The organism is Acidimicrobiales bacterium (genome assembly GCA_035316325.1).
Classification (GTDB): Bacteria; Actinomycetota; Acidimicrobiia; order Acidimicrobiales; family VFJN01; genus DASXTK01.
The window spans coordinates 1-18,098 of the sequence record DATHJB010000121.1 but is presented as its reverse complement, the minus strand read 5'-3'; the positions used below and the strand labels follow the sequence as shown (position 1 = coordinate 18,098).

Sequence of the window (18,098 nt, the reverse complement as noted above, 5' to 3'; positions counted from 1 at the left end):
AGGCCCTGGGGCTGGGCTTCTCCCGGATCCAGTTCACCCCCGACCTGCTGCCCGGTGACATCACCGGCTCGGCGATCTTCGACGCCCGCTCGGCCTCCTTCGAGTTCCGCCCCGGCCCGGTGTTCACCAACCTGCTGCTGGCCGACGAGATCAACCGGACCCCACCCAAGACCCAGGCCGCCCTGCTGGAGGCGATGGAGGAGCGGCAGGTCACGGTGGAGGGCTCGGCCCACCCGCTGCCGTCGGTGTTCACGGTGATCGCCACCCAGAACCCGGTGGAGTACGAGGGCACCTACCCGCTGCCCGAGGCCCAGCTCGACCGGTTCCTGTTCAAGCTGCAGGTCGGTTACCCGACCGCCGAGCAGGAGCAGGAGGTGCTGGCCCGCCACGACCGGGGCCTCGACCCTCACGACGTGGCCGCGGCCGGCGTGACCGCCGTCGCCACCGTCGACGACCTGCTGGCCGCCCGGGCCCAGGTCGACGGCATCGTCGTCGAGCCGCCGGTGATCGCCTACATCGTGGCGCTGGCCCGGGCCACCCGGAGCCTGCCGTCGGTGGCGCTGGGCGTGTCGCCCCGCGGTGCCGCCAACATGCTGCACGCCGCCAAGGCCTGGGCCTGGCTGGTGGGCCGGCCCTTCGTGACGCCCGACGAGGTGAAGGCCGTGGCCAAGCCCTGCCTGCGCCACCGCATGCAGGTGCGGCCCGAGCTGGAGCTGGAGGGCACCACCGTCGACGGCGTGCTCGACAGCATCCTGGCCTCGGTCCCCGTGCCCCGCTGACGATGCACGTCTCAGACGAAATGTGCACCGTGGCGCACGGAATCCGTGCGCTTCCGTGCACATTTCGGTGGTGGGCGTGACCCTCGCCCTCCAGATCGCCGGTCTGGCGCTGGTCGTCGGCGCGCTGTGGTACTTCGTGGCGCTGCCGACGGTGCGGCTGGCCGTGGTGGCCGCGGTCGCGTCGCTGGTGGCCTGGTCGCTGCCGTGGGACGTCTGGATCGCCCTCGTGGTCGTCAACGGTGTGCTGCTGGCGGTCCAGGTGATCGACGCCTTCACCGGCCCGTCGCCCCAGCGGATCCCGGTGGAGCGGACGCTGCCGGCGGGCATGACGCTGGGCGGCGAGGCCGACGTGACGTGGACCGTCCGCAACCCCAAGTCGTTCGGGACCCGGGTGAGCCTGGCCGACGAGCTGGCGCCGTCGCTGCGCCCGTCGACCCGCCGGGTGAGCGGCCGGATCCCACGGCGGGGGACGCTCCGCGCCACCGCCCGCCTGCGCCCCGCCCGCCGGGGTCACTTCACGCCCACCGAGCTGGTGGTGCGCACCGAAGGTCCGCTGGGCCTGGGCGCCCGCCAGGCGGTGCAGCGGATCCCGGGTGAGCTGCGGGTGTTCCCGTCGTTCCGCTCGAAGGACGACGCCGAGCTGCGCATCCGCAAGGCCCGACTGCTGGAGGTCGGCCTCCGGTCGGCCCGGGGGCGGGGCGGCGGCACCGAGTTCGACCAGCTCCGGGAGTACGGCATCGACGACGAGTTCCGCCGGGTCGACTGGGCGGCGACGGCCCGGTCCGGCAAGGCGATCGTGCGGACCTACCGCTCGGAGCGCAACCAGACCGTGGTGGTGCTGCTCGACAACGGGCGGGTGATGGCCGGCCGGGTCGACGGGGTGCCCCGGGTGGAGCACGCCATGGACGCCGTGATGGCGCTGACCACGGTGGCCACCGGCCTGGGCGACCGCTGCGGCCTGGTCGCCTTCGACCGGGAGGTGCGGGCGGTGGTCCCGCCCCGCCACGGGACCGGGCAGCTGGCCCGGGTGGTCGAGGCGCTGTACGGCCTGGAGCCGGCGCTGGTGGAGAGCGACTACGCCCAGGCGTTCACCGAGACGCTGGCCCGTTTCCGCCGCCGCACGATGCTGGTGATCCTCACCGACCTGGTGGAGGTGTCGGTGAACGAGTGGCTGGTGCCGGCGCTGCCGCTGATCGTGCGGGAGCACCTGGTGGTGGTGGCCGGAGTGGCCGACCCCGACGTCGCCCGCTGGGCCGCGCCGACCGACGTCCCCGACGCCGCCACCGCCTACCGCCAGGCAGCGGCGGTCACCGCCATGGCGCAGCGCCAGCGGGTGGCCGCCCGCCTGCGGGGCCTGGGCGCCACGGTGGTCGACGCCAAGCCCGGCCGCCTCGCCCCCGCCCTGGCCGACGCCTATCTGGAGGTCAAGGCCACCGGCCGTCTGTAAGTTCCCTTCAATGATCGACGAGGTGCTCGAGCTCCCCGACGGGCGGACCGTCGGCTACACCGACACGGCCACCGGGGGCACGCCGCTGCTGTGGTGCAACGGCGGTCCCGGGAGCCGCCTCGAGGGGATGGGCATGGCGCCCGAGGCCACCGACGCCGGGTTCCGCGTCGTCGGCGTCGACCGGCCCGGCTACGGCACGTCGACGCCCCAGCCCGGCCGCACCATCGGCGGCTGGGTGCCCGACGCCCTCGCCGTGCTCGACCACCTGGGCATCGACACCTGCGCCACCGTCGGTGTGTCGACCGGCGGCGCCTACGCCCTGGCGCTGGCCGCCGCCGTCCCCGACCGGGTGCAGGGCCTGGTGGCGTGCTGCGCCCTCACCGACATGCGCTGGGAGGAGGGCAAGGCGTCGATGACCGACGCCGGCATCCAGGAGATGTGGGCGGCACCCGACCGGGAGACGGCGCTGGCGATCGGCCGCGAGAACTTCGGCGACGACGGCTCCAAGCTGCTCGAGATCGCCCCCGACGTGGCCCAGCAGCTCCCGGCGGCCGACATCGCCCTGTTCATGGACCCCGAGTTCCTGCAGCGCCTCGTCCCGAACCTGGGGGCCAGCTTCGCCCAGAGCGTGGCCGGCTACGTCGACGACCGGCTCGCCGACGGCCCCGGTTGGGGCAGCTTCGACGTGAGCGCGGTCCTGTGCCCGGTCGGCGTGATCCACGGCGGCAGCGACACGATCGTCCCCGTGGCCCACGCCCACCACACGGCGTCGATCGTCCCCGGCGCCGAGCTCCGGGTGTTCGACGCCCTGGGCCACTTCAGCATCCTCGGCGAGGTCCTCGAAGCCCTCACCGCCACCCTCGCCCGCTGACCTCCCACATCACCGAAATTGCGACAGAACCGGCCCGTTTCGGGCGGATCCTGTCGCGGTTTCGCCGCTACGACGCCCAGGCTCGGTCGCGGGCGGCGGCCAGCTCGTCCCAGCCGCGGTCGAGCTCGCCCAGGTCGCCGGTCAGGCCGCGGGCGGTGGCGGCCCGGCCCTGCACGACCACCCAGGTGACGAAGGCGGCCTCGGCGACGAAGCCGATGCCGACCCGCAGCGCCGTCGGCACGCCCCGGCCGGTGACGAAGCCCTCGATGAAGCCGGCGACCACGAACGCCACCACCAGCCCCAGGGCGATCAGCACCGCCCGCCGGGCCTCCAGGCCCACCGACTCGGCCCGTGAGCGGTCGCCCGGAGCGATGATGGCCCAGCCCAGCCGCAGCCCCGCGGCCCCGGCGATCACCACGGCGGTCAGCTCCAGCAGGCCGTGCGGCAGGATCAGGCCGAAGAACTTGCCCAGCTCGCCCACCGACCCGAACGCTCCGCCGGCGATCCCCACGTTGGCGCCGTTGAAGGCCAGCAGCAGCACGGTCGGGATGCACAGGATGATCCCGCCGGCGAAGGCCATGAACGCCACCTGGATGTTGTTGATGGTCACCTCGGTGGCGAAGTTCGCGGCCGAGTCCGACGAGTAGTAGTCCTCGAAGTCCTCCTCCAGGTACGCCTCGCGGGCGGCCTCGGGGATGGCGACGTCGAGCGCGTCGTCGCTCTGCATCAGCCAGGCGCCCATCAGCACCGCGGGCACGAGCAGCAGGAAGGCGCTGGCCGCCACGAAGCGCCCGCTCTGGTAGACGGCGGCGGGGAAGCGCCACACGAAGAAGTCGCGGATCGCCGCGCCCGGCCTCGACCGTCCCCGGTAGATGACGCCGCCGGCGTTCGACACCAGCGTGGTCAGCCGCATGGTCAGCGACGGGTCGCGGTAGGCGGTGCGGGCGTGCGACAGGTGGGCCGAGGTGCGCTGGTACAGCGCCACCAGCTCGTCGAGCTCGCCGGGCTGAAGGTTGCGGATGCCCCGCCGGGCGCGGCTGGTCAGCTCGCCGAGCCGGTTCCAGCTCGGCATGTTCACGGCGATGAACCTGTCGATGTCCATGACCGCAAGGACACTAGTTTGCGCCGTATGAGCATTGGCCCGGGGATCGTGACGCCCGAAGCCGTCGTGCTCGAGATCGAGCGGGCGGGGGTCCCCTCCCGGCTGCTCGCGTTCGTGCTCGACCTGCTGGCGCTCGGCATCGTCTGGTTCCTGCTGGCCCTGGGGGCGAGCTCGATGCTCGGCGACCTCGAGGGCTTCGCCGGCGCGGTGATCGCCGTGCTGCTGAGCGTCGGCCTGTACCTGGCCTGGTTCGTCGGCTTCGAGACGTGGTGGCAGCGCACCCCCGGGAAGGCGGCGCTGGGCCTGCGGGTGGTGAGCACCGACGGCACGCCGGTGCGCTTCGTCCAGTCGTTCCTGCGGGCGCTCGTCGGGCTGGTCGACTTCTTCGCCCTGCCGTTCGGGTTCATCGCGGTGACGTCGTCGCTGCTGTCGCCCCGCGACCAGCGCCTCGGCGACGTGGCCGCCGGCACCCTCGTGGTCCGCGACCGCACGGCCACCCGCCTGGCCACACCTGCCCAGTTCCCCATCCCGTACGGCTTCGACGCCTACGTCAACGGCCTCGACCTCGGTGCCATGACCGAGGCCCAGTACGGCGTGCTGCGCAACTTCCTGCTGCGGGCGCACCAGCTGTCGCCGCTGGCCCGGGCCCAGCTGGCCGTGCGGCTGGCGAACCCGATGTCGCGGATCCTGCGCCACGACCCGCCCCGCAACCTGCATCCGGAGACGTTCCTGGTGTGCGTGGTGGCGGCCTGGCAGCGGGCGCACGCCGGCGGCGCCCCACCGTTGCCGACCTGGTGACCCCACCCGAAATTTCGACACTCGTGGTGGCTATAGGACCGGCAGTGTCGAAATTTCCCGAGAGAATGGCTGACGTGCTCGGGACACCCCCCGCCATCGCCTACCTCGACCACGCCGCGACGACGCCGCTGCGGCCCGAGGCGCGCGCCGCCATGCTGCCGTGGCTGGGCGGGACGTTCGGCAACCCGTCCGGCGCCCACGCCGTGGCCCGGGCGGCCCGGCAGGCGATCGACGAGGCCCGCGACACGATCGCCGGGGTCCTGGGGTGCGCTCCGAACGAGGTCGTGTTCACCGGCGGCGGCACCGAGGCCGACAACCTGGCCGTGCTGGGCGTGCCCGCGGCCCGCCCGGGACCGGTGCTGGCGTCGGCCGTCGAGCACCATGCCGTGCTGGAGCCGCTGGAGGTCGTGGGCGGGCGGACCGTCGCGGTCGACCGGCGGGGGGTCGTCGACCTCGACGCCCTGGCATCGGCGTTGACCCCGGAGACGACACTCGTGTCGGTGATGACCGCCAACAACGAGGTGGGCGTCGTCCAGCCGCTGTCCGACGTGGCCCGGGTGGTGCGCCGCCACGCCCCCGACGCGGCGCTGCACACCGATGCCGTGCAGGGCGCCGCCTGGCTCGACATCGCCGACGTCGCCGCCGGCGCCGACCTGGTGTCGGTCAGCAGCCACAAGTTCGGCGGACCGCAGGGCGTGGGTGTGCTGGTGGTGCGGCGCGGCACGCCGCTGCAGCCCCGGGCGATCGGCGGGGGACAGGAGCGCGAGCTGCGCAGCGGCACCCACAACGTGGCCGGCATCGTCGGCATGGCGGCGGCCCTGGCGGCCAAGGCGTCGGCGCGTGACGAGGAGTCGACCCGGGTGTCGGCCCTGCGCGACCGTCTCGCCGACGGGCTCCTCGCCGAGATCCCCGACGCCGTCGAGACCGCGGGGCGGAGCGCGGTGTTGCCCGGCACCGCCCACCTCACGATCGACGGCGTCGAGAGCGAGGCACTGCTGTTCCTGCTGGACGAGGCCGGTGTGTGCGCGTCGGCGGCGTCGGCCTGCGCCAGCGGCGCCCAGGAGGCGTCGCACGTGCTGGCGGCCATGGGCGTGCCGCTGCGTGCGACCGCCGGGGCGTTGCGGCTGTCGCTCGGCTGGACGTCCACCGACGCCGACGTCGACCGGGCGCTCGACGTGGTGCCCACCGCCGTCGCCAAGCTCCGGGTCGCCGCCGGGAGCCTCCGATGACGGCGGCGAGGGTGATGGTGGCCATGTCGGGCGGGGTCGACTCGTCGGTGGCGGCAGCGCGGCTGGTGGAGCAGGGCTACGAGGTGGTCGGCGTCACCATGAAGCTGTGGGGCGGCGAGTCCGACACCGGGTGCTGCTCGGTGAGCGACGTCGACGACGCCCGCCGGGTGGCCCAGCAGCTCGGCATCGTCCACCACGTGTGGACCTTCACCGACGACTTCGAGGCCCACGTCGTCGACCCCTACGTCGACGCCCACCGGCTGGGGCGCACCCCGAACCCGTGCATCGAGTGCAACCGGCACCTCAAGTTCGACCGCATGCTGCGGCGGGCGCAGGCCGTCGGTTTCGAGACGGTCGCCACCGGCCACCACGCCCGCATCGTCGAGCTGCCCGACGGGAGCGGCAGCGGCAGCGGCCGGCTGGCCCTCGCCCGCGGCGCCGATGCGGCCAAGGACCAGAGCTACGTGCTCTACGTGCTCGGCCAGGAGCAGCTGGCCCGCACGCTGCTGCCCGTGGGCGACCTGACCAAGGCCGACGTGCGGGCCGAGGCCGAGCGCCTGGGCCTGCGGACCGCCACCAAGCCCGACAGCCAGGACGTCTGCTTCATCACGTCGTCGGCCGGCCGGTCGGGGTTCCTGTCGCGGCGCCTCGACCTGCACCCCGCCGAGGTGGTCGACGCGGCGGGCGCCTCCGTCGGCGAGGTCGAGGCGGTCGAGCTCGTGACCGTCGGCCAGCGCCGGGGCCTGGGGCTCCCGGGAGGCAGCGCCACCCGCTACGTCACCGAGGTCGACGTCCCCGCCCGCCGGGTCCGCATCGGTCCGCCCGAGGACCTGCAGGTCACCGAGGTCGCCCTCCACGACATGGTCTGGCCGGCCGGTCTCGTCGAGGGCGACGTCATGGCCCAGTGCAGCGCCCACGGCATCCCCCAGCCGGCCCAGGTCACCTCCACCGCTTCCGAGGGCGCCGGCGTCACCGCCACCGTCCGCTTCGCCGCCCCCCAGCGCCGGGTCGCCGCCGGCCAGTCGGTGGTCCTCTACCACCCGACCGCCGACCACGTCGTCGGCGGCGGCATCGTCTCGTGACGTCGTCGTCGCTGCTGCTGCCCTTCTTGCGCAAGGCGAAGGACCATGCCGACCGGTGCTACTCGGAGCCGCTCGACCTCGAGGTGCTGGCCCGGGCGGCGTTCGTGTCGAAGTACCACTTCAGCCGCAGCTTCGCCGCGGCCTACGGGGAGACTCCGATGCGGTACGTCACCCGGCGGCGCATCGAGCGGGCGCAGGACCTGCTGCGCTCGGCGAACCTGACCGTCACCGAGGTGAGCCTGATGGTCGGGTTCTCCAGCCTGGGCTCGTTCTCGTCGCGGTTCAGCGAGCTGGTCGGCGAATCGCCCAGCGCCTACCGCGACCGCTGGGCCAGGACCGGCGGTCCCCGCATCCCGGGCTGCTTCCTGTTCATGCGGGGCGTCGACCGCTGGCCGGGACCGGGGCCGGAGCCCGGAGGCGAGCAATCTGGGAGAAGCAACGCCGACGGTGCGGCCCGTACCGTGCCCGCATGATCACCAACGTCTCCCTCTGCACCATCTGGGTCAACGACCAGGACGCCGCCCGGGACTTCTACGTCGACAAGCTCGGCTTCGTCGTGGGCGACGACGTCTCGATGGGCGACGGCTACCGCTGGCTGACCGTCCACCACCCCGACCACCCTGAGCTGAACCTCACGCTGATGCGGCCCGGCCCGCCGCTCGACGACGAGGCCGCCGAGGCCTTCCAGCGGATGCTCGACAAGGGCACGCTCCCGGCGGTCGGCCTGTCCTGTGACGACTGCCGGAAGACCCACGAGGAGCTGGTCGCGAAGGGCGTCGAGTTCATCCAGGAGCCGTCCGACCGCCCCTACGGCGTCGAGGCGGTCCTCCGCGACAACTCCGGCAACTGGCTCGTCCTCGTCGAACAGAAGCCCTACACCCCCGACGACCTCCCCACCTGACACCCCCAGCGCACACCGGATGTCGTTTACAAAACGACATCCGGTGTCGTTAAGTCGGTAGCATTGGAACATGGTCTACGAGCTACCGGCACTGGACGGTTCGGACCACGCCGTACTCGGCGCGATCGACGGGCTGGCCAAGGAGCTGCGTCACTACCTCGTACACCCCCGCCGGTGGTTCGGGACGCTGCGAAGGGCGACCGTCGCCCGGGCCGTCCAGGGTTCCAACACGATCGAGGGCTACCACGCCAGCGTCGAAGATGTCGCGGCGGTGCTCGAGGACGAGGAACCGATGGACGCCGACAGCGAGACTCGTCACGCCATCGCCGGCTACCGCGATGCGATGACCTACGTGCTGCAACTCGCGTCGGATCCGCCGAAGGTGTCGGATGCGCTGGTCAAGTCCCTGCACTTCATGATGATGAAGCACGACCTGTCCAAGCATCCCGGGAGCTGGAGGCCGGGACCAGTCTGGATCGAGAGCGCGACGGGTGCTGTCGTCTACGAGGCGCCGGACCGGGAGGAGGTCGACGGTCTCGTCGGGGAAGCTCTCGATCAGATCAACGACGACCGCGGTCCCGTGATGGTGAGGGCCGCCATGGCCCATCTGAACCTCACGCTGATCCACCCCTTCAGCGACGGCAACGGTCGGATGGCTCGCTGCCTGCAGACCTTCGTTCTCGCCTCCGGAGGGATCGTCGCCCCCGAGTTCGCCAGCATCGAGGAGTATCTCGGCCGGAACACGGCGCAGTACTACGACGCCCTGACCGACGTCGCCGCCGGTAGGTGGTCGCCGGAGCGGAGTGCCCTGCCCTGGGTGCGGTTCTGTCTCACTGCGCACCATCGGCAGGCGCAGACCCTGTTGCGCCGAGTGCGGGAGACGGAGGCGCTGTGGGACTACTGCGACCAGCTGGCGATCGCACACGCCGTGCCCGGCCGTTGTGTCGAGGCGCTCTGCCACGCGGCGAAGGGATGGCGCCTCCGGCGGTCGCTCTACGTCAAGTTGGTGAAGTCGTCGACCGGGCAGGACATCAACGACCCGACGGCGACGCGTGACCTGCGAGCGATGGTCGATGCGGGCCTGTTGTCGACCGTCGGTGAGAGGCGGGCCCGGGTCTACGAGCCGACCGGCGAGCTGCGGGCCAGCTGGAGTGCGACGCGCCTGCCTCGTGGGACGGCTGACGACCCTTACGAGCTCGTCGCCCGTCAGCCTCAGCTGCCTGGCCTCGCTTGACCGGGTCGTGACGGAAATCACGGACTGAGGCGTATCGGAACTCTTGCGTCTCGGAATTTGAGGGGGCAGGGTGGGGGGATGGCTGCTGCAATCACCGCTACCGGAGCGCCCGCGGCCGCACGGGACTCCCGCCGCTGGCTCGTGTTGGTCACGATGTGCCTGTCGCTGCTGCTGATCGTGGTCGACAACACGATCGTGAACGTGGCGCTGCCCACCATCCGCACGGACCTCGACGCCTCGGCGAGCCAGCTCCAGTGGATCGTCGACGCCTACATCCTGGTGTTCGCCGGCCTCCTGCTGACGATGGGCGCCCTGGGCGACCGCTTCGGTCGACGGGGCGCCCTCGCCGTCGGCCTGTCGATCATGGGGATCGCCTCCATCGCCTCGGCGTTCGCCAACAGCGCCGACCAGCTGATCGCCACCCGGGCGACCATGGGCATCGGCGGCGCCCTTGTGATGCCGGCCACCCTGTCGATCATCACCAACGTGTTCACCGACCCGAAGGAACGGGCCCAGGCCATCGCCATCTGGTCGGCGACGGCCGGCATGGCCATCGCCATCGGCCCGGTGACCGGCGGCTTCCTCATCGAGCACTACTGGTGGGGCTCGGTGTTCCTCATCAACCTGCCGGTGATCGCCGTCGCCGTGCTGCTGGGCCGGCTGTTCGTCCCCACCTCGAAGGACCCGACGGCCCCGCCGGTCGACATCCCCGGCGCCCTGCTCTCCATCGGCGGCCTGGTGTCGCTGGTGTACGCCATCATCGAGGGTCCCAACGGCTGGACCGAGCCCAACGTGGTCGGCGGCTTCGTCGCGGCGGCGGTGCTGCTCACGGCGTTCGCCCTGTGGGAGCGACGCACGCCGCACCCCATGCTCGACATCGGCCTGTTCAGCAACCCCCGCTTCAGTGCCGCCTCCGGGGCGATCTCGCTCACGTTCTTCGCCATGTTCGGCACCTTCTTCCTGCTCACCCAGTTCCTGCAGTCGGTGATGGGCTACACGGCGCTGCAGGCCGGCGTCCGGCTGCTGCCGATGGCGGCCACCCAGATGATCGTGGCCCCCACCAGCGCCCGGATGGCGGAGCGCTTCGGCAGCAAGGTCATCGTCGCTCTCGGTCTCGCCATCGCCGCCGTCGGCCTGCTGATGACCAGCCGCCTCACCGCCGGGACCGAGTACTTCGACGTGGCCCTCGCTCTGGTCGTGATGTCGGTCGGCTTCGCCATGATGATGCCGTCGGCCACCGAGGCGATCATGGGGTCGGTGCCGCCGGAGAAGGCCGGTGTCGGCTCGGCGGTCAACGACACCACCCGGGAGTTGGGCGGCGCCTTCGGTGTGGCGGTGCTGGGCTCGATCGTCAGCTCCACCTACGGGCCCGACGTGCGGGAGGCCGTCGCCGGGACGCCGCTGCCCGCCTCCGCCGTGAACGCCGTGAGCGACCAGGTGGGCGCGGCCATGGAGGTGGCCAGCCGGCTGCCCACCGGCCCCGCCCAGCTGCTCCACGACGCGGCCGCCAACGCCTTCGTCGACGGCATGTCGACGGCGCTCACCGTCGGGGCCGGCGCCCTGGCGCTGGGGGCGATCGTGGTGGCTCTGTTCCTGCCCGCCCGGGCCCGTGACGCCGCCGGCCACGGCGACAGCGACGGCGACGGCGGCGACGCCCACGGCGACGGATCGAGAGAAGCCGCGCTGAGTCGGACATGATCTCCGACATGGGCGCGACACCGGGTCGTCGGCCCGGACGTCCCCGCGACGCCCGGGCCGACGAGGCCATCCTCGAGGCATCGGCGGCGGTGCTCGCCGAGTACGGGCCGGCCGGGTTCACCGTCGACGCCGTGGCGGCCCGGGCCGGCTGCGGCAAGGCCACCATCTACCGGCGCTGGCCGTCGCGGGCGCACCTGATGCTGGAGACCACCCAGCAGGCCGGCATCCACGTGGAGGACCCCGACACCGGGTCGGTGGCCGACGACCTGGTCGCGATCCTCACCGACCTCGCCCAGAAGATGCTGCACAGCGACGTCGGGCGGCTCACCGCGGCGACCATGGCCGAGGCGGCGGTCAACCCGGCGACCCGCGACCTGTACGCCGAGTTCGTCGCCGAGCGGCGGGAGATCCCCCGCTCCGTGCTGGCCCGTGGCGTCGAGCGGGGCGAGCTGGCGGCCGACACCGACGTCGACCTGGTGCTCGACCTCCTCTCCGGCCCCATCTTCGTGCGGGGTTTCATGACCCAGGCCCCGGTGGACGAGGTGCTCCTGCACCGCGTCGTCGACTACGTGCTCGACGGCGTCCGCGCCCGCACCCCTACGTGAGAGCCCTCAGCGCCCCGCGACGCCGGGGTGACGTCCCCCGGCGTGTCCGGGTTTACGGTGCCCCACGACGTCGTCGCTCATCGGGCGAGGGTAGGTGCGCCGCGGCGCAGGGAGGGGTCAGCCGATACGGCGGGTCCGGGCGGCGGCGAGGAGGGCGCCGGGTTGCGACGGGGTGAACAGCAGCCGATCGGCCTTCACGGTCTCGTTGGCGCTCGCTCCCGCCACGGTGAGGTCGGCGGGGCCCACCAACGTCAGCTCCAGCGCCAGGCCGAGGGCGCCGCCGGTGAGGTCGAGGGCGTCGGTGTCGGCCGGTGCCGGGTCGAGGCCCCGCACCTGCTCCCGGCGCAGGAGCACCGGGTCGGCCAGGGTCAGCTGGTCGTGGAGCACCAGCCCCGCCGGCACCAGCACCACCCAGCGTCGCGACAGCACGTGGAGCGCGCGGGCGCCCCACCAGGCCGCCGCGCCGCCCAACGCCAGCGCCACGACGCCCACCACCCACGCCCGGGCCGCCAGCAGGAGGGGTCCCGCCGCCACCCCGGCGACCACCGCGACCCAGGCCAAGGGCACCGGGCCCAGCAGCAACGGGGCCGGCACCCGCAGCGGGAAGCGCTGCTCGTCGCCGTAGGCGGAACCCTCGACGAAGAGCCGTCCCGTGTCCGGGAAGAACGCCAGGACCGCGGTGACCAGCACCGATACCAGCCCGACCACCCGCGCCGCCGTCGACGCCGACGACCCGGCGTCGATCACCGCCCACACCACCGCCACCACGGCGGCCGACGCCAGGAGCCGCAGCGCCGTCAACGTGAGGGTCCGCGGCACCAGCGTCGCCAGGAGCCCGAGGGCCCAACCCACCCACAGTCCGAGCGACGCGACCACCTGTATCGGGCGGCTGGTGTCGTCGAGGGAGGCAGCGCACACGGGACCGGCGAGCAGGGGGAGGAGCAGCCACAGAGCGCGCACGGGCCAGGAACCGAACCGAATCACTGCGGGAGATTTGCCGATCGCGCCCGCTGATGGCTATTCCAGGCGGTGGCAACGACCTTCCGGGGGGTCTCGTGACCGAACTGGAACCGCGGTGGACGGCGCCGGCGCCACACAGCGCGACTCCGCATGAGCGGGAAGCAACAACTTGAACCAGCGTTCACACCGAAGCGACCTAAGCGACCCAAGCGACCGAAGACACCAGCACCACAGCGACCGCAGCGACCACAGCGACGACCACGACCAGGAAGGGCCGATCCGATGAGGGAGGTGCAGTTTCCTCGCGGACTCTCCACCGGCATCGGCAGCCTCCCGCACGACGACCCCGACGAGGCCGCCCGCTTCGCCCTCGACGCCCACCCGCGCCTGCCCGCCGCCCCGTCGCTGCCCCGGCGGTCGGCGACCGAGGGCATGATCGCCCAGGCGGCGTGGGGCATCACCGGCGTCTCGGTGCTGGAGGACGGGTCGCTGCTGGTCGACGAGGCCGCGGTCGACCCGGAGGTCCCCCTGGGCGACGCGGGCGTCGACGGCGAGCCCTTCGTGGCGCTCCGGGCCTTCCTGACGGCAGTGGAGGGGCGCGAGGAGCCCTTCAAGCTGCAGCTCACCGGCCCGGTCACCCTGGGCCTGGCGCTGCACGCCGTGGGCGTCAGCACCGACCGGGCGTTCGGCGTGGCCCGCCTGGCCGTCACCGCCCGCATCCGGGCGACGCTGGCGCGGGCCCATGAACTGGCGCCGGATGCCACGCCGGTGCTGTTCCTCGACGAGCCCGGCCTGCGCGCCGCGCTCGACCCCGGCTTCCCGCTCGACCTCGACGACGCCCTCGACCTGGTCTCCTCGGCCATGGCGGTGGTGGAGGACACGGCCATCGCCGGCCTGCACTGCTGCGGCCGGGCCGACTGGCAGGCGGTGCTCCAGTCGGGCCCGCAGATCCTGTCGCTGCCGGTGGGGATGGGCGCCCCCGAGCACGCCGGGGCCCTGGCGGGCTTCCTGGAGCGCGGCGGCTGGGTCGCCTGGGGGGCGGTGCCCACCGACGGGCCGCTGATCGAGTCGGCCGACGTGCTGTGGCGCCGCCTGCGGGCGGAGTGGGACGCCCTCGCCGTCGCCGGCTGCGACCCGCAGCTGCTGCGCGAGCAGGCGATCATCACCCCGGCCTGTGGCCTGGTCGGCCTCGACCGCTTCCAGGCCCACCAGGTCTCCGGCCTCGCCGCCCTCCTCGCCGAGCGCCTGGAGGCCCACCTCGTCGAACCCGGCAGCAGCCAACGGGCCTGACCCCGCTGCACCCGACCCGCCAGGGGTGCTCGGTACAGTTCGAGGACCATGGCCGACCTGGAGATCGAGCAGCGAGCCGCCGCCCTGCGGACGGAGATCGCCGAGCACAACCGCCGCTACCACGAGCTGGACGCGCCGACGATCTCGGATGCCGAGTACGACGAGCTGACCCGCGCACTGCGGGCGCTCGAAGAGGAGTTCCCCGAGCTCATCACGCCCGACTCGCCCACCCAGCTGGTGGGCAGCCGGCCGTCGGGGACGTTCGCCCCGGTGGTGCACCGGGCGCCGATGATGAGCCTCGACAACGCCTTCGCCGACGAGGAGCTGCAGGCCTGGCACGAGCGACTCATGCGCCGCCTCGCCAGCGCCGCCGCCAAGAGCGCCAGCGCCGGCGCCCCGCCGCCGGAGTCCGACGCGGCCGCCGAGGCTGTCGCCGACGCCGAGGCCGGCAAGGACGAGCTCGCCTACGTGTGCGAGCTGAAGATCGACGGCCTGGCCATCTCGATCCGCTACGAGGACGGCCACTACGTGCAGGCCGCCACCCGGGGCGACGGTCGCACCGGCGAGGACGTGACCGCCAACGTCCGCACCATCGCCCAGATCCCCGACCGCCTCCCGCCCGGCGCCCCGTCGGTCCTGGAGGTACGGGGCGAGATCTACATGGCGATGACGGCGTTCGCCCGGCTCAACGAGCGGCAGACCGAGGCGGGGGAGCGGCTGTTCGTCAACCCCCGCAACGCCGCCGCCGGCGCCCTCCGCCAGAAGGACGCCGCCGTCACCGCCGAGCGCGAGCTGGCGCTGTGGTCGTACCAGCTGGGTGAGGTCGAGGGCGGCCCGGCGTTCACCAGCCACCTCGAGACCCTCGACTTCCTGCGCGACCTGGGCTTCCCCGTCAACCCGAACATCAAGAAGGTCGAGGGGTTCGGCGAGGTGGCCGCCTACGCCGCCCACTGGCAGGAGCACCGCCACGACCTCGACTACGAGATCGACGGCGCGGTGGTGAAGGTCGACGACCTGGCCACCCGGGAGCTGCTGGGGTCGACGTCGAAGGCGCCCCGCTGGGCCATCGCCGTGAAGTTCCCGCCGGAGGAGCGCACCACGCCGCTGCGCGACATCCTCGTGTCGATCGGCCGCACCGGTCGGGCGACGCCCTACGCCGTGCTGGAGCCGGTGTTCGTGGGCGGCGTCACCGTCGGCCAGGCCACCCTCCACAACGAGGACCAGGTGAAGGCCAAGGACGTGCGCCCCGGCGACCGGGTGATCGTCCGCCGGGCCGGTGACGTCATCCCCGAGGTGTTGGGGCCGGTGCTGGCCGAGCGGCCCGAGGGGCTGCCGGAGTGGCACTTCCCGACCACGTGCCCGTGCCCCATCGCCTCCGAGCTGATCCGGCCGGAGGGCGAGTCGGAGCACCGCTGCGTCCACCCCGAGTGCCCGTTCCAGCGGCAGGGGGCGATCGAGCACTTCGCCAGTCGGGGCGCCATGGACATCGAGGGCCTGGGCTCGCAGCGGGTGGCCCAGCTGATCGAGGCGGGGCTGGTGAGCAGCGTCGCCGACCTCTACGAGCTCGACTGGGACAAGGTCGGCGAGCTCGAGGGCATGGGCGACATCTCGGTCGCCAACCTGCGGGCCGCGCTGGAGGAGTCGAAGCAGAAGCCGCTGGAGCGCATGCTGGTGGGGCTCAACATCCGCCACCTGGGGCCGGCCGGTGCCGAGGCCCTGACCGCTGCGTTCGGCGACATGGACACGATCCTGGCGGCGTCGGCGGACGCCTTCGCCTCGGTGGAGGGCCTGGGGTCGGTGATCGCCCTGTCGGTCCACGAGTGGTTCGCCACGGAGGCCAACCGGGAGCTGATCGAGCGGCTGCGGCGGGCGGGCCTGAACTTCGAGGGCACCCGGGGCTCGGGCCTGCCGCTGACGCTGGCGGGGCTGAGCGTGGTGGTCAGCGGCACGCTGGAGGGCTACAGCCGGGAGGAGGCGGCGGCGGCGGTCAAGGCCCGGGGCGGCAAGTCACCGGGCAGCGTGTCGGCCAAGACGACCGCCCTGGTGGTCGGGGAGGGGCCGGGCGCCTCCAAGGTCACCAAGGCCGAGGAGCTGGGCGTCCCCGTGCTCGACGAGGCCGGGTTCGTCCACCTGCTGGAGACCGGGGAGCTCCCGTAGGTTTTGACCCGAAATGTGCACGGAAACGCACGGATTCCGTGCGCCACGGTGCACATTTCACGGGGCTGCCTCGAGCAGGACGGCATCAAGCGACCCGAGGGGGCCGAACGGCTCCCGGGTGGTGATCCACCCCACCCAGTCGCCGAGCCCGGCGTCGTCCCACGGCGGCAGCCACCAGACCCGGTGGGCGAACGGGCGGGCCTGCCAGCCCCCGGGGGGCGCGGGGAGGGCGGTGACATTGCGGGCCATCGCCAGCACCACGTCGGCGTCGGCGGCCGCGCCGGGGTCGGCGGCGAGGTCGGCGAACAGCACCGGGTCGTCCCGCAGGTACCAGGCCCAGGGCCAGGTGGCGGAGTCGCTGCTGTCGATCACCACCTTGGCGTCGGGCGTGGCGGCGAACACCTGGTCGACCCGGTCGCGCACGTCGAGCATCTGCTCGCTCGACTGGACCGCGACCAGCAGCTGCCGTGGGTCGCTGGGGCCGACGTAGACCGCCGGCACGGCCACCACCAGCGATGCCGCGATGGCCGCGCCCATCAGCCCGCCGGCGGCGACCGGCCGCAGCTGCCACAGCCGCTCGACCCCGATGCCGGCCAGGAGCACCAGCGGCAGCAGCGGGTGGACGAGCAGCCAGGGGAACCGCTCCGAGGCCCAGGAGTAGACGATCAGGTTGGCGATGGCGGTCCACAGGATGAGGCCCCGCACCGGGTCGGGCCGGCGGATGGTCACGACCGCGCCCACCACGGCCAGGGGCACGACCACCCACTCGTAGCCGGCGAGGAGGGTCAGGTAGAACTGCCACGGCTGGCTGCCCCGGTTCACCGGCTGCTGCGACAGCCAGTAGTCGATGCCGTCGACCGCCCCGTCGACGATGCCGCCCGGCTTGGTGAACCCCACGCTGAAGCAGGCCCCGAACACCAGGACGAACGCCCCGGCCCCGAGCGCCAGCGCCCGCCACCCGGGCGCCAGGGCGGCCGCGCCGACCGTCCCCACCGTCGTGCCCTCGGCGGGTTCGGCGGGCTCGGCGGCCTCGGGCTGGTCGCTCGGGTGGTCCGAGGTCGCCTGACGGCGGTCGAGCAGCTCCAGGAGCCACAGGCCGCCCAGGTAGCTGCCGAGTACGGCGACGACGATGAACGACGTCTCCTTCGTGGCGAACGCCGCCGCCAGCAGCGCGCCCGCCACCGGGGGGTGCCACCGGGCCGGCCGGGTCAGCCACGCCGCCACGACCGCCAGCAGCGCCAGCTCCAGCAGGGCGAACGGCATGTCCTCCCGACCGAAGCGCGAGAAGTAGAGCAGCGACGGCGACACCGCCACCAGCGCCGCGGCCGCCAGCGACCCGACGTCGCCCAGCCACCGCCGCAGCGTCCCCACCAGGGCCACCAGCCCGACGCCGCAGCTCGCCGCCAGCAGCCGGGCGGTCACCTCGCCCTCCCCGAGCACCCTGAAGAACCCGGCGGTGACGTAGAAGCGCAGCGGCCCGTGGTAGGCGGGGTCGTAGGAGTAGTCCTCGCCGTGCGCGATGCGCCACGAGAACCAGGCGTCGAGGCTCTCGTCGTGGTGCATCGGCCGGTCGCCGAGGTTCACGTACCGCAGCACGGCGGCCACGCCGACGATCACGCAGAGCGCGGGCAGCCACCAGTCCGGACGCCGCTCGTCGTGTGGTTCGTCGACACGACCACCCTCGGTCATGGGCAAGAGTCCGGAGGTGATGGCGGGCGATGGTAGTTTCCCCGTTCGTGTGGCAGCTGCTGAAGGTCGATAGCCGGCGCCTGGGCGCCATCGTCGCTCTCGTGGGTGTCGTGAGCCTGCTCGCGACGCCCTCCTCGGCGGCCGAGGAGCCGACCCCGACACCGTGCGTGACGAGCACCACGACGTCGGTCCCCGGGGAGACGACCACCACCGTCCCGGGCAGCACCACGACGACGGAGCCGACCACCCCGACCCC

At 73.0% G+C, this 18,098-nt stretch carries 17 protein-coding genes; 14 read left to right on the top strand and 3 right to left on the bottom strand.

Annotated features, from left to right (window positions below; all coding sequences use genetic code 11):
- From VK611_16130 to VK611_16120, 3 genes are all read left to right on the top strand, one after another.
- On the top strand, window positions 1-779 hold a 779-nt coding region (locus VK611_16130; protein HMG42861.1), incomplete at its 5' end, for a MoxR family ATPase.
- A 70-nt stretch (window positions 780-849) separates the two neighbouring features.
- Window positions 850-2,226: a DUF58 domain-containing protein gene (locus VK611_16125; protein ID HMG42860.1), complete on the top strand. Its 1,377-nt coding sequence runs from the start codon at window positions 850-852 to the stop codon at window positions 2,224-2,226.
- A gap of 10 nt (window positions 2,227-2,236) precedes the next feature.
- Window positions 2,237-3,097, top strand: coding sequence for an alpha/beta hydrolase (locus VK611_16120; GenBank protein HMG42859.1), 861 nt, complete (start codon window positions 2,237-2,239; stop codon window positions 3,095-3,097).
- A 67-nt stretch (window positions 3,098-3,164) separates the two neighbouring features.
- On the opposite strand, the gene VK611_16115 is transcribed toward VK611_16120, so the two are convergent.
- Window positions 3,165-4,199: a stage II sporulation protein M gene (locus tag VK611_16115; GenBank protein HMG42858.1), complete on the bottom strand. Its 1,035-nt coding sequence runs from the start codon at window positions 4,197-4,199 to the stop codon at window positions 3,165-3,167.
- Window positions 4,200-4,226: 27 nt separating this feature from the next.
- On the opposite strand from VK611_16115, the gene VK611_16110 reads away from it, so the two are divergent.
- From VK611_16110 to VK611_16075, 8 genes are all read left to right on the top strand, one after another.
- On the top strand, window positions 4,227-4,997 hold the full coding sequence (locus tag VK611_16110; GenBank protein ID HMG42857.1) for an RDD family protein: 771 nt from the start codon (window positions 4,227-4,229) through the stop codon (window positions 4,995-4,997).
- A 74-nt stretch (window positions 4,998-5,071) separates the two neighbouring features.
- The gene (locus VK611_16105; protein HMG42856.1) at window positions 5,072-6,226 is read left to right on the top strand and encodes a cysteine desulfurase family protein; all 1,155 of its coding nucleotides are present in this window, start codon (window positions 5,072-5,074) and stop codon (window positions 6,224-6,226) included.
- A complete protein-coding gene (gene mnmA, locus VK611_16100) occupies window positions 6,223-7,308 on the top strand; it encodes a tRNA 2-thiouridine(34) synthase MnmA (protein ID HMG42855.1) in 1,086 nt (361 codons plus the stop codon). Before VK611_16105 ends, mnmA begins: the two co-directional genes overlap by 4 nt.
- Window positions 7,305-7,781 carry a helix-turn-helix transcriptional regulator gene (locus tag VK611_16095; protein ID HMG42854.1) on the top strand — a complete coding sequence of 159 codons (477 nt, stop codon included), beginning with the start codon at window positions 7,305-7,307 and terminating at the stop codon, window positions 7,779-7,781. The genes mnmA and VK611_16095 overlap by 4 nt, the downstream gene beginning before the upstream one ends.
- Window positions 7,778-8,209 carry a VOC family protein gene (locus VK611_16090; GenBank protein ID HMG42853.1) on the top strand — a complete coding sequence of 144 codons (432 nt, stop codon included), beginning with the start codon at window positions 7,778-7,780 and terminating at the stop codon, window positions 8,207-8,209. Before VK611_16095 ends, VK611_16090 begins: the two co-directional genes overlap by 4 nt.
- 70 nt (window positions 8,210-8,279) lie before the next feature.
- Entirely contained in the window at window positions 8,280-9,443 is a 1,164-nt protein-coding gene (locus VK611_16085; protein ID HMG42852.1) for a Fic family protein, read from the top strand.
- A gap of 78 nt (window positions 9,444-9,521) precedes the next feature.
- Window positions 9,522-11,141: a DHA2 family efflux MFS transporter permease subunit gene (locus VK611_16080; GenBank protein ID HMG42851.1), complete on the top strand. Its 1,620-nt coding sequence runs from the start codon at window positions 9,522-9,524 to the stop codon at window positions 11,139-11,141.
- 8 nt (window positions 11,142-11,149) lie between these two features.
- Window positions 11,150-11,746 carry a TetR/AcrR family transcriptional regulator gene (locus VK611_16075; GenBank protein ID HMG42850.1) on the top strand — a complete coding sequence of 199 codons (597 nt, stop codon included), beginning with the start codon at window positions 11,150-11,152 and terminating at the stop codon, window positions 11,744-11,746.
- Window positions 11,747-11,863: 117 nt separating this feature from the next.
- Here the strand turns inward: VK611_16075 and VK611_16070 are convergent, their stop codons facing one another.
- Window positions 11,864-12,706: a hypothetical protein gene (locus tag VK611_16070; protein HMG42849.1), complete on the bottom strand. Its 843-nt coding sequence runs from the start codon at window positions 12,704-12,706 to the stop codon at window positions 11,864-11,866.
- Between the two features lie 282 nt (window positions 12,707-12,988).
- On the opposite strand from VK611_16070, the gene VK611_16065 reads away from it, so the two are divergent.
- Together VK611_16065 and ligA are read left to right on the top strand one after the other, a co-directional pair.
- A complete protein-coding gene (locus VK611_16065) occupies window positions 12,989-13,996 on the top strand; it encodes a hypothetical protein (GenBank protein HMG42848.1) in 1,008 nt (335 codons plus the stop codon).
- A gap of 48 nt (window positions 13,997-14,044) precedes the next feature.
- Window positions 14,045-16,153 (top strand): NAD-dependent DNA ligase LigA, encoded by a 2,109-nt coding sequence (ligA, locus tag VK611_16060; protein ID HMG42847.1) that lies wholly within the window; start codon window positions 14,045-14,047, stop codon window positions 16,151-16,153.
- Window positions 16,154-16,210: 57 nt separating this feature from the next.
- Here ligA and VK611_16055 read toward each other — a convergent pair whose 3' ends face one another.
- Window positions 16,211-17,842: a flippase activity-associated protein Agl23 gene (locus VK611_16055; protein HMG42846.1), complete on the bottom strand. Its 1,632-nt coding sequence runs from the start codon at window positions 17,840-17,842 to the stop codon at window positions 16,211-16,213.
- Window positions 17,843-17,889: 47 nt separating this feature from the next.
- On the opposite strand from VK611_16055, the gene VK611_16050 reads away from it, so the two are divergent.
- Window positions 17,890-18,098 (top strand): hypothetical protein (locus VK611_16050; protein HMG42845.1); only part of this gene is annotated, 209 nt, incomplete at its 3' end.